Genomic DNA, 15612 nt, shown 5'->3' with positions numbered 1-15612 from the left:
AATGTGGCATAGCAGTTTGCGACGCTCGATCGCCCTTAGGCGGATTCACGGTTTGCTGTTACACGCTTCGCTCACCGTAGGTACTGCCAGCTTGCTGATCGCCCCTGCCGTCCTTGCCACGCCGCAACCGCTTCACTACGTCGCCCCACCGCCACCACCCGGATCAGATCGAGGCAGTCCCACCCGCCAAATCGACATGGGAACGCGATCGCCCTGCGGCAATTTTGCTGCTGTCAATCAGTTTCTCACCGCTTTAATTCCCAAGTCACAACCCGTCTTCACCGTTTCAGAACGTCCGACTTTTTGGGTGTATATTCCCTACACCAGCAGCGAGGTTGAGTCGATCAACTTTTCGCTGGGGCGGGATGGATCTGCAACTTTGATTGGGTTGAGGCCACCAGATCGACCGGGAATTATTTCGATCGCCTTGCCGAATGACGCTCCACCGCTGGAAATCGGCCAAACCTATCAATGGTCGGTCTCCGTCTCATGTCAAAGCAATCCGTCGGAGCCACTGTTTGTGGAAGGCTCGATTCAGCGAGTGGCGATCGATCCAACTCTTGCTGGCTCACTTGCAGCAGCATCACCGCATGAACAAGCCCAGCTCTATGCCGAAAATGGCATCTGGTACGACGCTCTGACCACGCTGGGCAATCTGTATCGAACTGAGCCTGTTAATGCTGAACTAGCGAGCGACTGGGCAAGTTTATTGTCCGCGTTGGAGATTGATTTGCGCGATCGCGGCATTGATTTTGACACCCGTAACATTGTGGCTAGCCCAATCGTGAATTGAACCATGACCGTTGCCATCATTGGCTGAACTATCAGGCGGGGATCGATCGTGGTGTGCAGGTGAAGACGGTGCGTTTGTCAGGGCAACTGGCGATCGCATCTAGGCAGCGGGTCTTCCACCCACATCAAGCTCGCCGATCGCAAAGGAAACAAAGCAAGCGAAAATTTATCCGGCTTTTTCTGGGTCTTGTTAGCCTTCACGTCAGAGACAAGCTGTCGAAAGGGAGCCGAACTAACCGCTCAAAGTTCCCCTTGCTGAGGAGAATTGAGCGGGATCGATTCCTGCGGACAGCGCTTCGCAATCGCACACCCTCTACTCCTGCGATCGGTATTACTAAATATTTGTTACGAGCCATCCGGATCTCTGGGAATTGCCATGAAGGGTCGAATGAAGCTCGTTTTTTAGCCCACATGAGCTATTGTCTCAATCCTGCCTGTTCCTCACCCCAAAATGCAGACAGTTCTGAATTTTGTCGGTGCGGAGCGCGATTGCGACTAGGAAATCGCTACATGGCGCTTCGGCCAATTGGTCAGGGCGGCTTTGGCCGGACATTTCTTGCTGTTGATAGAGCAACGGAATCGAAGCCCCTGTGCGTGATTAAGCAGTTTTTTCCGGCTGTTCAAGCCAATACAAAAGCCTCCGAACTGTTTCGCCAGGAAGCCCTGCGGCTCAAACAACTCGGCCATCATCCCCAAATTCCAAACTTGCTCGATTATTTGGAACAAGACGGACAGCAATATCTGATTCAAGAATTTATTGACGGGCAAAACTTAGAGCAGGAACTGAACGATCGCGGCACATTTAGCGAACTCGAAATTCGTCAGCTTTTGCTGGATTTGCTGCCTGTCGTTCAGTTTATGCACGATCACAAAGTAATTCATCGCGACATCAAACCCGCTAACATCATCCGCCGCGAAACAGACAATAAATTGGTGCTGGTGGATATGGGAGCCGCTAAATATGCTACTGGAACGGCGATCGCCAAAACTGGAACCGTGATCGGCAGCGCAGAATATACCGCACCTGAACAAACTAGAGGCAAAGCGGTTTTTGCCAGTGATATCTACAGTTTGGGCGCAACTTGCATTCATTTACTCACCCAAATGTCGCCGTTTGACTTATTCGACGGCAGCGACGATCGCTGGATTTGGCGTTACTATCTTGACCAGCCTGTTAGCAACTCAATTGCTGCTGTTCTCGATCGAATGCTGCAAAGTGCCACCAAACGGCGCTATCGATCGGCAAATGAAGTTTTGCAAGATTTCTATCACACCAATCAAGCAAAAGCGAGTGCAAATCGTCAGGACTTTCCTCAAGCACGATCGCCTATATTTGCAGATGTGCAACCGATTTCTGCTTACCCAAGTTGGAACTTTGAGCAGCGCGGCAAATTGTCGGTTGCCAGCAAGCGATCGCAACCTGCCAAAGTATCACGCTCTCAGCGAATTTGGGTGTGGGCAGCCGCATTTGTTGTGATTAGTTTGATATTTCCCATTGTGGCAATTCATCTATTGTCGTTGGAGCCAAAACAGCCGGAGCGATCGCCTGTAACAACTCCTTCTACGTCTTCTTAAATCATCTGCAACAAAACTTATCAATCTTCGCAATCTGCTCGATCGCTGCTGTAGATTGGAAAAACCATCTGCCAGTTTGTCTATGAGCTATTGTCTCAATCCTCGCTGCACTTCGCCGCAAAATGCAGACGATACGGAAGTTTGTCAGTGTGGAGCAAAATTGCAGTTGGGCGCGAGTGAAGCTCCCGGAGCGGCTCGCTACAGAGCATTGAGGCCGCTCGGTCAAGGTGGATTTGGTCGCACGTTTCTCGCAGTTGGTTTGGCAAAACCTGACAAGCCGCTATGTGTAATTAAGCAGTTTTTTCCAAATGTAGGGATCGATCGCCCGAAAGCATCTGAACTGTTTCGTGAAGAAGCTGAACGTCTGAGCCAATTGAGCGCCCATCCGCAGATTCCAAATTTGCTCGATTATCTAGAGCAAGATGGACAACAATATTTGATTCAAGAATTTATCGAGGGGCAAAACTTAGAGCAGGAGCTAAGAACACAAAGCGCATTGAGCGAAAGTCAAATTCGTCAGCTTTTGCTGGATTTGCTGCCTGTCGTTCAGTTCATGCACGATCGCCAAGTGATTCATCGCGACATTAAGCCTGCTAATATTATTCGCCGTGCTTCTGATCAAAAGTTGGTATTGGTAGATTTGGGTGCGGCGAAATATGCAACGGGAACCGCTTTATTAAGGACTGGAACAACGATCGGCAGTGCGGAATATACGGCTCCCGAACAGGTTCGAGGTCGAGCAGTTTTTGCCAGTGATATTTATAGTTTGGGCGCGACTTGTGTTCATTTGCTGACGCAGATGTCACCGTTTGATTTATTCGATACGAGTGACGATCGCTGGGTGTGGCGCGACTATCTAATTCATCCGGTGAGCGATTCACTAGCTCAAGTTCTCGATCGAATGCTGCAAAATGCGACGAGTCGGCGCTATCAATTTGCCGATCAAGTGCTAACAGATCTGCGGCAACCTGAGCTAGCGATCGCAACTTCCACTCGCAAGCAAGAGGCTTACTTTCTGTCAGGAACGGCAAGACCGTTATTGACGCGACACAGCCTTGGCTTGCCTCGAATTGCCGAAGATCAATCGATTTGTACGCTGAGTGCCGTTGGCGAAGTGGTTTCGATCGCCCTGAGTCCGGATGGCAAAATGCTGGTGAGCAGCAGTGCTTCTCGCAAAGCGCACGACAACGCTGTCAACGTTTGGAATTTGCAAACCAGAGAGATGATCCATCAGTTTCAGCAAACCGCCTGGATGAATGCGATCGCGATTCGCCCCGATGGGCGCGTTTTGGTGGGTGGTGGCACAAACGGAACGCTGAATTTTTGGAGTTTGCAGACAGGCGAACTGATGGGCAGCATTCATGCTCATGCAGGGCAGGTGAGTTCTCTGGCGATTTGTTCGGCAGGAGATACGCTGGTAACTAGCGGCACAGACGGCATGATCAACTTGTGGAATTTAACGACAGGCCGATTGATTCGGAATTTGAACGCACAATCAAAGCGCATTCCAGCGATCGCAATCAGTCCCGATCGCCAATTTCTCGCTAGCAGCAACTATGGCGCAACGATTAGCCTGTGGGAATTTGGCACAGGAAGGAAACTGCAAACGCTGCGCGGTGAAGCGACGCATGGATACAGTTCGATCGCCATCAGTCCCAATGGCAGAATCATCGCCTGTGGCAGTTCTGCGTCTAAAAATGGCGCGATTCAAACCTGGGATTTTGTCGATCGCCATCTGACCGGAAGCGCCAGCTTTGATGTTCACGTTGGCCTCGTTCAGGCGGTGGCCGTCAGCCCAGATGGAAAACTGCTGGCAAGCGGCAGTCGCGACATGACGGTGAAGCTGTGGAATCTGCACACGGGCGCACTCGTTCGCCATTTTCAAGGACATCTCAGCCCGATTTTCTCGGTAGCTTTTAGTTCAAACGAATTTTTGGTTTCAGGAGATGGCGAAGGAGTGATCAAAGTCTGGGCGCTGCCTTAACTCGATTGCAATTGGTGCAGCTAGGGATTTATACTTAACATAAAGCAAGCTGAAGCGGTGAGTCGATTCATCAAGCGTGACTGACCGAGAAGATCGATCGATACACTTCACCAGCGGTGAAAAGTATCTTAAGATTGTTGTAACAATTTAGCTTGTCTAAATCATCCGACAGAATTTTTTGACATCCTCAGGAGGATATCTATGGCGCTCGTTCCTATGCGGCTAATGCTCGATCACGCAGCAGAGAACGGCTACGGCATTCCAGCATTTAATGTCAACAACATGGAGCAGATCCAAGCGATCATGCAGGCTGCCCATGAAACCGACAGCCCTGTGATTCTGCAAGCTTCGCGTGGCGCACGCAAATACGCTGGCGAAAACTTTTTGCGTCACCTAATTCTGGCAGCGGTCGAAACCTACCCGCATATTCCGATCGTGATGCACCAAGATCACGGAAACGAGCCTGCCACCTGCTACTCCGCCATCAAAAACGGCTTCACCAGCGTCATGATGGATGGTTCGCTGGAAGCCGACGCCAAAACGCCTTCGAGCTATGAATACAACGTTAACGTCACCCGCGAAGTGGTGAAAGTGGCTCACGCGATCGGTGCTTCGGTCGAAGGTGAACTGGGCTGCTTGGGATCGCTGGAAACCGGAAAGGGCGAAGCCGAAGACGGACACGGCTTTGAAGGCGAACTCGACCACTCGATGCTGCTCACCGACCCCGACGAAGCCGTTGACTTTGTGGAGAAAACGCAGGTTGACGCGCTCGCAGTGGCGATCGGAACCAGTCACGGCGCTTACAAGTTCACCCGCAAGCCGACGGGCGAAATCTTGGCAATCAGCCGCATCGAAGAAATTCACCGCCGCCTGCCGAATACGCACCTGGTCATGCACGGTTCGTCCTCGGTTCCCGAAGATCTGCTCGCCCTGATCAACCAGTACGGCGGCGCAATTCCGGAAACCTACGGCGTTCCCGTCGAAGAAATTCAAAAGGGCATCAAGAGCGGCGTTCGCAAAATCAACATCGACACCGACTGTCGCTTGGCAATCACCGCAGCCGTCCGGGAAGCGCTGTTCTCGAATCCGAAAGAATTCGACCCCCGCTTCTTCCTGAAGCCGTCGATCAAGTACATGCAAAAAGTGTGCGCCGATCGCTACCAGCAGTTCGGCACCGCAGGCCAAGCCAGCAAGATCAAGCAGGTTTCGCTGGATGACTTCGCTGCCAAATATGCCAAGGGCGAACTGAACGCCGTTGCGAAGAAAGCCGTCACTGCTTAATTTGCCTGAGTTCAAACTAAATGAGAGGGTGCGACAAATCGCATCCTCTTTCGTGGCGCGGCGTGCTGACGGGTTGCGATCGCAGCGGATGAGAGGCACGACCACCTATAGGAGCACGATCGCTCCTACTTCAGCTTTTGGCGCACAAATGCGACTAACTGCGCCATCTGCTTCTTCAAGCCATCGACTTCGGCTTGCAGTTTGATGTTGTGCTGCTGAAGTTTTGCCACCGTTGCTTTGAGCGTTTGCAGATCATCGGCTCCTGTTGCAGGTTTGGCGGCAGGCTGACGGCTTTTGGCTTTGGTCATGGCCGATCGAATCGCTTCCATCAAGCTGCGCTGCTCAAACGGCTTGCTGACAAACTCAAAATACTGGAATAGCTCTGGGGCAGTTTGCTCCACTTCTTCTTTGCGACCGGACATCATCACGATCGGAATTGCCTGAAGCTGCGGCTGGGCTTGAATTTTCTGCACAACTTCCCAGCCGTTCATGCGCGGCATGAAAAAATCGAGCAGAACAAGGCTCGGCTGCTGCTGGCGAATCAGGTCGAGTCCTTCCAAGCCGTCTTTGGCTTCAAGAATCTCAAACCGACCGATCGGCAGCATGTCCTTGACCTGCATCCGAATCGTTTTGCTGTCATCGACAATCAAAACCTTTTGATTTGCCATTGCTGCCCCTCGTCAAGTTCTGATTCAGACCAGAATACTTTACCTGCGCCAGTTTTCCCAGCGAGTCAGCAAGTTTTGCAAAGAGCCACTATTTTGTCTGCAAATTCGGGCAAATCACCGGAATGCGATCGCGAGCTTGCGGCACGGTATCGGGCTGATCTTGCCAGCCAGACAGCAAGCCTTGCAGTTCATTTTGCAGCAGTTGCAGCGATCGAATCTGTTCGGCAATCTGCTCGACTTTCTTTTCCAGATGCGATCGCACTTCGCCGCAGGGCAACTGGCCTTGATCGTACACGGCGAGAATCTGCTGAATTTCATTCAGGCTGAGGCCAAGATGCTGCGCTCGCTTGATGAAGGCCAGCCGATCGAAAATCTGCGGCGTGAACAGGCGATAGCCCGTGTCCGATCGCTCGACGGTCGGCGCCAGCAGGCCAATCTCTTCGTAGTAGCGGACGGTTTTGACGGGTAGGCCGCTACTGGTTGCCACTTCACCTATTTTGAGCAGGGTTGCGCTCATATTCAAGCCAAGTTAGCGAGAGGGTTTGCGATCGCTGAGCATCGGCAGCGAAGGCCGCGACGATCGATCGGGCAGATAGAGAACCGGTGAACCTGTCGGCAGTTCGACGCGATTGCGTTGAGCGAGCCACCACCGGAGGGCGATCGCTGCGCCTGCCGTCGCCAGTCCAAGCGTCAGCAGCGTCCAATGACTATCGACGCCGCCGATGACCGCATCGACCAGGCCGATCGTCAACAGAAAGCTGGAAATCGGCTCTTTCCGATAGGCTGACTTGATAAATCGGGGGCCAATCATCAGTGTGGGTTTCCTGGAGGTGTTTCTATTAAGCAAATACAGGCTGCTTTCTTCTAATTTAGCTTGCCTGTCAAGCAAACCGATTAGCCGTCATTATAGTGTCGCGTTTCGCTGCAAAAAAGTTCGATCGAATGATTTTAGAAAATTTTTGGAAAAGAAATATCGATCGTCCACAGGAATACGGTGATGCTGCGCCCTGACAAAAATTCACGTCGCTGAAAACATAAACTCGATCGCGCTTGCATCTTCAACATTTTGCTAGTACACTTGTACCATTCCTCTTGAATGTGTCGTTCCCCACACGTTCTCCAGCAGAGATTCAGGAGCCAGCGATGAAAGAGTCCCAGATCGAGATTCAGGCAATTCAGGCAAAATTGCAAGCCCTGCAAATGGGGCGAACCGCCATGCGTCAGCCTACCCCCACTGAAGATCCGCCCGCGAGCGAAGCGATCGACTGGGCAGACGCTTCTCCAATGCAAATTCGCTCGTCCACCCCGCCAGAGCGATATCGTTCCATTAAAACTGCGATCGAGCCGCGACGCCTTTCCAGCCGCGAAACCGAGGCGCTGCTGCGCCAGCTTCATCTGCCGGAGACCGCGACGCTGCCCGGAGAAGCGACGCCCAGAGGCGAAGCTCTCGCTCGGCTGGAAGCGCAAATCGACCAGATTCACGATTTGGCGATCGCGCAAGAAGCCGCCCTGCTTGAACTAAAAAATTTGGCAGAAGCAGTCGATCGCGATCGCAAGCTTGATCCAGACAGCGACGATTTGCCGACCTGCGAATTTCTGGCGGCTGCGGTTCCCCTGATTGAGCGCGATCGCGACGGGGTGATTGTCATCAGCAGCCGCCCGATCGATTTGTTCCGAGCCGAATGGGAAGCCGTCTCAATTGCAAAAAGTTTGCGATCGCGCCAGCCGTCCCGCCATCGTCGCCGCCAGCCATCCCTGGGGGACAAACTGGTTGCGCTCTTGGATGCGCCCGATCGCCCTTCGCGCCAGCCTGCGCCGCCCAATCTGACGATCGCGGATGCGGCGATTTGGATTATCGGTGCGACGGTGCTGCGCGTCGGGCTAGATCTGCTGCTGTCTTCGTTTCCGCATCTGTGGCTTCCCGTTGCCGGACTGATTGTTTTGCCTGCGGCGATCGCCATTTACCGCACCACGTTCACGCCGGAAACCGGATTCACCTGGGGCTATCGTTTGTTTTTGGCAATGATCGGCTTGCTGCTAGGCGGCAGATTTTATTAAACCAAGGAAAAGATCATGAGAGAATCGCACCAAACTGTGGAAAGGCGATATCGTGCCGAGCCGCCGCGATCGACCGTGAAGCCGCTCTTGGCGGGCGGATTGATGTTTGCCTTGGTGGGATTGCTGATGGATGTGCATGGCGCAGCAACTCCGGCCAAAGCAACGCGATCGATTTGTCAGGGCGATGTAAAGGCGGGCGTGGTTGTGTCGCGGCAGCAACTCGCGCAGCTATTGGCCGTGCCGGAGCGCGATCGCAAATCAAAAGTCGAAGCCATTCTCAAAGAACCGTACTGCCAGCTTCCCAGCCTCGAAGTGCGGGCGGGCGTGGCTGCCGATCGCGTTGCGTATCCGCTGGCGTTCGATCCGCAAAGCTGGCTGGTGGTTCTCTACGAAGGCGACGAATATGCGGGTTACGAGTTTCGCGTGCAGTAGTGTCTGGCTGTTAGGAATGTTTCTAACAGGGTGCAGTCAGCCCACCGAACTGGGGCGATCGCTGCCGATCGAACAGCGGTGGCAGTTGCAGCCCGGAAGTGCGATCGCGGGACATCGCGTCGCGGGCGGCTTGGGCGATATTTCGATCGAACTGAATGGCGATGCGGTTTATGCGCCCGCCGATGGTCGCGTCCAGCCTGTGCAGTCGAATCCAATTTGCGTCGTGTTTGAAGCCCCGGAAATTCCGGCCTATCTGTTTCGGCTGTGTGGAATTCGCAGTCCGAAGCTTGGGGAAGTGCAGCAGGGAGAAGCGATCGGCAAAGCAGACGCACTGCAATTTGCTGCCTTGCGCCGTCAGCCCGATGGCAAATGGGCAATGGTCGAACCCTCCCGGCAAATTCTAGAGCAAACGCTGAAACCGTTATGATCCGTCCTTACGCGCCCGCCGACCTCGACACGCTGCGCCAGCTTTTTCAAGAGACGGTGAGTACCGTCAATCGTCGCGACTACACGCAGGCGCAGGTCGAAGCTTGGGCATCTGGAGCGCAAGATCGATCGCGCTGGATCGATCGCCTCGCCGCCCATCACTTCGTCGCCGTTGCCGAACTCGATTCGCAGATCGTTGGGTTTGCCGAACTCGAAGCCGACGGTCACATCGACTGCTTCTACTGTCACAAAGATTTTCAAAACCAAGGCATCGGAACGAAACTGCTCAATCGCCTCGAAGCCGAAGCGCGGTCGATTTCCCTGCCGCAGCTTTTCACCGAAGCCAGCATCACGGCCAAACCTTTCTTCGAGCGGCGCGGCTTTCAAGTCGTGCGATCGCAGCAGGTCGAACGACTTGGACAAACTTTCACCAATTTCCAAATGACCAAATCGCTGTCATGACCATTTCTTCTAACTGCTGGTGGCTGCTGAAACTGGCCGGACATGCAATCACCGCTTGGCTCGCGCTCAGTTTGACTGCGTTTGCTGCTGAGCCAATGGGTCTTGATTTTGAATTGGCAGCGGATCTGCCTGCGGATTTGCCTGCGGAAAGTGAGCCTGTTCGATTGATGACGCTTCCCGTTGTCGGACAAGCTCCGATCGGCAGCGAGACACCCGAAGCCTTACCGCCGCCACCGGAGCCGGAGCGATCGCCATCCGTGCAACCCGCTGAAAGTCCGGCTACTCTTCCACCAACGGACAATTCCCCAGAGATCGCGCCTGCTGCTCAACCTGCCAAATTACCCGCCGAGAATTTAGATTTCACTCTGGCTGAAAGCTCAACGGTTGTCAACGTACCGATCGCGCCGCCTCGGAATGAGCGCGATCGCCCTTCGGTTTCGCCCGATTTGTTTGCTGGCGGTTCTGAGTCGCTGGTGGCAAAGGCGATCGGCAGCGCGGAAGGAACCCGGACGCCGACAGGCGGCTACACCTGGGCATATCGCGGTCATGTCGATCCGGGAAATAGCGCGTGGAATTTGGGCAGTTTTTCCTACCAGCACGGCGCAACTTCACCGCAGGAGGCCGATCGCAAACAGCTTGCCCGACTGCAAACTCAGGCTGAAACCTTGCGTCAGCAGGCCGATCGCTACCAAATGACCTTAACCCTGGCCGAAACGCTCAACGGGCTTGACCTCGCCAACCAATCGCCGCGTGCGGCTTTGAGTCGTGGCGGCTACATCGATCGCCTCCACCAAGCGCACGAGATGGGCTTGCGAGATGCCGACGCAATTTTGTGGGCACGGACTCGCGCCTTCCTCGACCCCGACACATCGCGCTGGAACGCCCCCGGACTCGGCAACAACGTCCACAGCATCACGGCAGATCAAGACCGCCGCAGACGTGCGATCGAACGGGCGATTGCCAGTCACAACTAGAACGACGATCCGGGCTGCTGCAAAAATTCCTGCTCCTCGATCGTGCTGGGGCGATGCAAAATCTCGTTGCGGTGCGGAAACCGACCAAAGCGATCGATCACGTCCTTGTGCTTGTGGGCGTAATCCAGCACGTCCGCTAATTCCGGTGCTTCGGCCTGAAGCTGCGTGAACAACTCGACCGATCGCTGCTGCCGCGCTTGATCTTCGGAATGCTCCAGCGGCAAATAGAAAAACATTCGCATCAGCGGCGGCACGGCGCGATCGAATCCTTGCGCGATCGAGGCTTCTGCGATCGCCAACGCTTGCGGATCAGTCGCGAAGGCTTGCGGCGTGTCGCGAAACAGATTGCGCGAAAACTGGTCGAGCAGCAGCAGAAGGGCTAAAGCACCCGGCGGCGAAGATTGCCAGTCGGCCAGTTCACCTGCTGCCGCCTGTTGATGCAAGGGCAAAAAGCGGTCGCGAATCTCGTTATCAACAGCGGAATTTTTGCCAAACCACAGCTTGCGGCGATCGGCATAGGTTGCGCTCTTGGCTTCGGGATCGCCAAACCAAAAGGTGAAAATTTCAGCGATCGCTTGGCGTTCCGGTAGCGGGATGAATTCCAGATTCACAAATGAGATTCAGTTGAAATTACACTTCATTCTAAGCTCAATTCAACTCAGGTTGATCCACAGGCAAAAAGCGATCGCGAAACCTCGTAAAAGTCGGTTTGCGATCGCTTCTGTTAAAAATTAGCTAGCTCTTAGAATCGGGTTTGAGCAGATCGAATGTGGATTTTGCCGCAGAAACAACGGTGTTTCCGGCATCTTTAATCGTCTGGGCGATCGGATGTTTGTGCTGCAAAAACACTCGCGCACAGTTGCGTCCCGGCAAACCGGAAATTGAGCCGCCCGGATGCGTTCCGGCTCCGGTCAGATAGAAGTTTTCGATCGGTGTTCCGTAGTTTGCCAGTTCCGGCAGTGGACGAAAGCACATCATCTGATCCAGCGTCATGTCGAGATGATAGTAATTGCCTTTAACCACGCCGATTCTTTCTTCAAGTTCCGGTGGACTTTCGAGATGGCGAGCGATGATTGCGTCTTTGACGTTGGGCGCATAGTCCGCCAGCTTATTGATAACGCGATCGGCCACTTTGTTCTTCAGTTCTTCTGTCCAACCCGTACCTTTAATTCCCGTTCCTTTTGCGCCTGCAATATCATAAGGAACAAAGAATTCAATCCACAACGTATGTTTTCCTTCCGGCGCTAAAGTCGGATCGGTAGCAGAAGGAACCACCGCATACATCGACGGGTTTTCATCAGGAATTCGGCCAATTTCTGGGTCGGTGTGTGCGAGTTCGACGTGATCCATTGAATCGGCAATCAAAACCGATCCATGCAGAAATTCATCTTGATGATTGTGATGAATAAAGCGGGGAGCTTCAGACAGGGCACAGTCGATTTTTAAGATGGCTTCGTTGTGGCAGGCGATGCGGCGATCGACCCGTTCCCTTAATTTAGAATCGGCGCGATCGACATCCGCAGCATCAATCAGGTGAAGGAACGATCGCTTGGCATCCAAACTGGAGATCACGCCTTCTTTCGCGCGATATTCCTGTCCGTTTGCCAATCGAACGCCAACCGCTTTACCCTCATCAATTAAGATTTGTTTGACCGATCGCTCGGTGAGAATTTTGCCACCTAAATCCTGTACGCAGCGAACGAGGGCTTCGCTTAATGCTCCGGTTCCGCCTTTTGGTCTTGCCATGCCGGGGTTGTGTCGCAGCGCCATCATCATCGCGCCAAAAGAAGCGGCTTTTTGCGACGGTGGATTGCTCAATTCTCCCGACAATCTTGCTAGCGGAGCCTTCAAGAATTCTGAATCAAAGTATTCGTTAATCTGGTCACGCGGACTGGTTAGAGCGGTGCGAATCAGATCGAGTGTTTCGTTGGCAGGTCCCAACAGCGACAGCATGTTTTTGAAGTTGTTGCCGTTGAAATTTCCGGCCATGTCAACCAGCGACTTGGGCGGCGAATTAAAGATTGGAACCACCATGCTGACAAAGCGCTGCCAGAAGTCCATGTATTCGGCATATTTCTCAGCATCGCGAGTGCTGTATCGAGCGATTTCCTGACAGGTTTGCTCGATCGATCGCCGCCCCAGAAAATATTTGCCGTCCGGATGTGGACAAAACACGACCGGATCGCACCAGATATATTCAAGACCGTACTTTTCAAGCTGCAATTCTTCAACCACTGGCCCCAAATGAATGAAGATGTGGTTGATGGCACAAGGACTGAATTTGAAGCCCGGAGCTTCATCAGGCAGCAGTTCCTCGGTTGTCGCGGCTCCACCAGGAATCGACCGCTTTTCTAAGAGCAAAACGCTGTAGCCTGCTTTGAGCAAATAGGCAGCACAAACTAGAGCATTGTGGCCTGCGCCGATGAGAATAATGTCGTAACTTTCCATGCGATCGAACAAATTTGAGGTTAAGGTTTCAGCAGAATTTTGACGCAGTTGTCTTCTTTGTGTTTGAACATTTCATAGGCTTGTTTCGCTTCATCCAGCGGCAGGTGATGCGTAAACACAACTGAAGGATCAACTTCGCCATTGATGACGCGCTCGACCAGCATCGGCATATATTTCTGGCCGTGCATCTGCCCCATTTTGAAAGTCAACCCTTTGTTAAAAGCTGCGCCCATCGGCACTTTATCAACGAAGCCACCATAGACGCCCATGATTGAAAGAATGCCGCCTTTTCGACAAGCTAAAATCATTTGTCGGACGACATGAAAGCGATCGGTTTCCAGCCGAACTGCCTGTTTTACTTTGTCAAATGCGCCCATTGGTCCCATGCCGTGCGCTTCGAGGCCAACCGCATCAATGCAGGCATCGGGACCGCGTCCGCCCGTCATTTCTTTGAGAATTTCACCCGGATCAACTTCTTCATAATTGATCGTTTCTGCTTTGGCAAAATCTCGCGCCAGTTGCAGTCGTTCAGGGATGCGATCGAGCGCGATTACGCGCTCGGCTCCGAGCATGTAGGCGCTTTTCATGGCAAACAATCCAACCGGACCCGCACCCCAAACGGCGATCGTATCTCCGGGCTGAATTTCACACATATCTGCGCCCATGTATCCAGTTGGAAAAGCATCAGAAATCGGCAAAATTTGCTCATCAGTTAGTTCTTTCGGAACCTTGACCGCGCCAAAATCGGCAAAGGGAACACGAATGTATTCCGCTTGCGAACCTGCTAGACCACCAAACAAATGCGAATAGCCAAAAATGGCAGATGTGCCAAAGCCAAAAATCGGTTCTTGCAGTCGTCCGCTGGGGTTTGAATTGTCACAAAGCGACCAGCTTTGATTCTGACAGAAATAACAGCTTCCGCAGCCAACAATAGAGGAAACAACGACGCGATCGCCGACTTTTAGCTTCTTAATTTCAGAACCAATTTCAACGACTTCGCCCATGAATTCATGACCGATAATGTCGCCCGGCTGCATCGAGGGAATGAAGCCATCATAAATGTGTAGATCAGAACCACAAATTGTTGTTGCGGTGACTTTGATGATGGCATCGCGCGGATTAATAATTTTTGGATCGGGAACGGTTTCCACTGTTACGCTGTTCGCGCCCTGCCAGCAAACTGCTTTCATTAAAATCTCCTGATTAACGGGTAAAGCTGCTTTGAGAAACGATGAGCGATCGCCAAGTCAACAGCAGAACTTAGCCTAATTTTTGAATGAAATTTCTATGGGAATGATGACTTAAATTTGCTCAGCATCTTTTTGATGGTAGCTCTACAGCGTTGGATGCTGTTATCCATCTGGAGGTATAAACCTTATGGAAGCAATACGGATAGAAATTGCGATCGAAAATCGGCAAGTTCCACAACCGCACTTTGCAGCAGCAGTTCGCCGAAAATGTCATCTTCGCTACAAAGTTTTGAAACGATCGATTCCCGGAAACGTGCGAAAGCCGCAATTTTGCGATCGCGCTTCAATTTCCAGAAGAAAATTACTTGACAGGGCAAAATCCTTCCGCTACTTTTTGCCTTAACGCTGCTCCCAGCGTTGTGCCCAAAAGCTGAGCCGACGCGACCCGAAGTTGTGTCCAGCAACAACGGATCGCTAACCCGTCAAACTGATCACGCCAGTCCGAGCGGGCTACGGAGATTTTACTCTCCCAGCCGCCCTGATTGTCTTGTCTTGACATTGGGGTCGGCTGAGTTTTTGGGTTTTCCTGCCCGCTTACAAAAGGAAAACCCAGATGAGAAACGACTTCATGTCGCGACCCAACGAGCGCGGCGACACTCCGCTGCTGCAAATTCCGTCTGCCTTTCGCTTCCCAGAAGATTCGCGCTATGTGGTCAAGCACGTCCTGATCGGTCAGCCGATCGCAGTCGATCGCACGATTTTGCATCTGCAACAACTGCGCTATGCGGATGCAACCACTTGGGCAAGACCGCTGGCGGTTGGGGAACCGCTGCTGATTACGCCCGCTCCGGGGGATGTGATTAGCGTGCTGACGCGCTACTTGCGAATCGAATAGGGACGATCGTGCAAACAAAAACCGTAGAGAGGGTTCCCCTCTACGGTTTCTGATAACTCACGCGAATTACAGTCCGGCCATCACCTCACGGGCAGCGGCGATCGTGCAATCGATGTCCTCATCGGTATGTGCCAGCGAGGTGAATCCGGCCTCGAATTGCGAGGGAGCCAGGTAAACGCCGCGCTCTAACATGCCGCGATGGAAGCGGGCAAACTTGCTGAGGTCTGAGTGTTTGGCGTCTTCGTAGCTGTGGACAGGACCTGCGGTGAAGAAGAAGCCGAACATGCCGCTGATGTTGCCGCCGCAGGCTGCGTATGATACACAACAAGCCTTGTAGAGTGCGATTGAACTGCTCGATAATGAGTTGAAATTAGAAGGTGGGGGACTGAGCTAAAATGGCGTGAAGCAGAAATGGTTGAGGTTGCAA

Annotated in this window: 17 protein-coding genes and 1 pseudogene; 10 read left to right on the top strand and 8 right to left on the bottom strand. The window is 52.9% G+C overall.

Going from position 1 to position 15612, the window contains the following annotated elements; translation table 11 throughout:
• The first annotated feature begins 1 nt into the window (after position 1).
• The 4 genes from H6F67_RS22025 to fba all read left to right on the top strand — a co-directional run bounded on the left by H6F67_RS22025 (position 2) and on the right by fba (position 5632).
• Positions 2-793, top strand: coding sequence for a DUF928 domain-containing protein (locus H6F67_RS22025; protein WP_190768795.1), 792 nt, complete (start codon positions 2-4; stop codon positions 791-793).
• 410 nt (positions 794-1203) lie between these two features.
• Positions 1204-2367, top strand: a complete 1164-nt coding sequence (locus H6F67_RS22020; protein ID WP_190768794.1) for a serine/threonine-protein kinase — start codon at positions 1204-1206, stop codon at positions 2365-2367.
• An 82-nt stretch (positions 2368-2449) separates the two neighbouring features.
• Positions 2450-4351, top strand: coding sequence for a serine/threonine-protein kinase (locus H6F67_RS22015; protein ID WP_190768793.1), 1902 nt, complete (start codon positions 2450-2452; stop codon positions 4349-4351).
• 201 nt (positions 4352-4552) lie between these two features.
• Positions 4553-5632, top strand: coding sequence for a class II fructose-bisphosphate aldolase (gene fba, locus H6F67_RS22010; RefSeq protein WP_190768792.1), 1080 nt, complete (start codon positions 4553-4555; stop codon positions 5630-5632).
• A 125-nt stretch (positions 5633-5757) separates the two neighbouring features.
• Here fba and H6F67_RS22005 read toward each other — a convergent pair whose 3' ends face one another.
• From H6F67_RS22005 to H6F67_RS21995, 3 genes are all read right to left on the bottom strand, one after another.
• Positions 5758-6300 (bottom strand): response regulator, encoded by a 543-nt coding sequence (locus H6F67_RS22005; protein ID WP_190768791.1) that lies wholly within the window; start codon positions 6298-6300, stop codon positions 5758-5760.
• Positions 6301-6388: 88 nt separating this feature from the next.
• On the bottom strand, positions 6389-6817 hold the full coding sequence (locus H6F67_RS22000; RefSeq protein WP_190768790.1) for a heavy metal-responsive transcriptional regulator: 429 nt from the start codon (positions 6815-6817) through the stop codon (positions 6389-6391).
• A 12-nt stretch (positions 6818-6829) separates the two neighbouring features.
• Entirely contained in the window at positions 6830-7111 is a 282-nt protein-coding gene (locus tag H6F67_RS21995) for a hypothetical protein (protein ID WP_190768789.1), read from the bottom strand.
• A 332-nt stretch (positions 7112-7443) separates the two neighbouring features.
• On the opposite strand from H6F67_RS21995, the gene H6F67_RS21990 reads away from it, so the two are divergent.
• Genes H6F67_RS21990 through H6F67_RS21970 form a run of 5 tightly spaced genes read left to right on the top strand, consistent with a single transcriptional unit; the run spans position 7444 to position 10652 of the window.
• A complete protein-coding gene (locus tag H6F67_RS21990; protein WP_190768788.1) occupies positions 7444-8358 on the top strand; it encodes a hypothetical protein in 915 nt (304 codons plus the stop codon).
• A 15-nt stretch (positions 8359-8373) separates the two neighbouring features.
• Positions 8374-8790 (top strand): hypothetical protein, encoded by a 417-nt coding sequence (locus H6F67_RS21985; RefSeq protein ID WP_190768787.1) that lies wholly within the window; start codon positions 8374-8376, stop codon positions 8788-8790.
• Between the two features lie 16 nt (positions 8791-8806).
• Positions 8807-9217, top strand: coding sequence for a hypothetical protein (locus H6F67_RS21980; protein WP_190768786.1), 411 nt, complete (start codon positions 8807-8809; stop codon positions 9215-9217).
• Positions 9214-9678, top strand: coding sequence for a GNAT family N-acetyltransferase (locus tag H6F67_RS21975; RefSeq protein ID WP_190768785.1), 465 nt, complete (start codon positions 9214-9216; stop codon positions 9676-9678). The genes H6F67_RS21980 and H6F67_RS21975 overlap by 4 nt, the downstream gene beginning before the upstream one ends.
• Positions 9675-10652, top strand: a complete 978-nt coding sequence (locus H6F67_RS21970; RefSeq protein ID WP_190768784.1) for a hypothetical protein — start codon at positions 9675-9677, stop codon at positions 10650-10652. Before H6F67_RS21975 ends, H6F67_RS21970 begins: the two co-directional genes overlap by 4 nt.
• Here H6F67_RS21970 and H6F67_RS21965 read toward each other — a convergent pair.
• From H6F67_RS21965 to H6F67_RS21950, 4 genes are all read right to left on the bottom strand, one after another.
• Positions 10649-11263: a DUF924 family protein gene (locus H6F67_RS21965; protein ID WP_313926907.1), complete on the bottom strand. Its 615-nt coding sequence runs from the start codon at positions 11261-11263 to the stop codon at positions 10649-10651. The two genes, H6F67_RS21970 and H6F67_RS21965, sit on opposite strands and share 4 nt — an antisense overlap.
• Positions 11264-11387: 124 nt before the next feature.
• Positions 11388-13100, bottom strand: coding sequence for a beta-carotene ketolase CrtO (gene crtO, locus H6F67_RS21960; RefSeq protein ID WP_190768783.1), 1713 nt, complete (start codon positions 13098-13100; stop codon positions 11388-11390).
• A gap of 20 nt (positions 13101-13120) precedes the next feature.
• A complete protein-coding gene (locus H6F67_RS21955) occupies positions 13121-14290 on the bottom strand; it encodes a zinc-dependent alcohol dehydrogenase (RefSeq protein WP_190768782.1) in 1170 nt (389 codons plus the stop codon).
• Positions 14291-14475: 185 nt separating this feature from the next.
• Complete coding sequence (locus H6F67_RS21950; RefSeq protein WP_190768781.1) at positions 14476-14667, bottom strand: hypothetical protein; 192 nt, start codon at positions 14665-14667, stop codon at positions 14476-14478.
• A gap of 251 nt (positions 14668-14918) precedes the next feature.
• Here H6F67_RS21950 and H6F67_RS21945 point away from each other — a divergent pair, with 251 nt between their 5' ends.
• Complete coding sequence (locus H6F67_RS21945) at positions 14919-15185, top strand: hypothetical protein (protein WP_190768780.1); 267 nt, start codon at positions 14919-14921, stop codon at positions 15183-15185.
• A gap of 66 nt (positions 15186-15251) precedes the next feature.
• On the opposite strand, the pseudogene H6F67_RS21940 reads toward H6F67_RS21945, so the two are convergent.
• Positions 15252-15500, bottom strand: a pseudogene (locus H6F67_RS21940) (aspartate aminotransferase family protein); the annotation flags it as partial.
• Between the last annotated feature and the right edge of the window lie 112 nt (positions 15501-15612).

The organism is Microcoleus sp. FACHB-1515 (assembly GCF_014696105.1).
Classification (GTDB): Bacteria; Cyanobacteriota; Cyanobacteriia; order Elainellales; family Elainellaceae; genus JAAUTJ01.
Note: the sequence above shows the minus strand (reverse complement) of the source record. Positions and strands in the feature narration are given on the sequence as shown.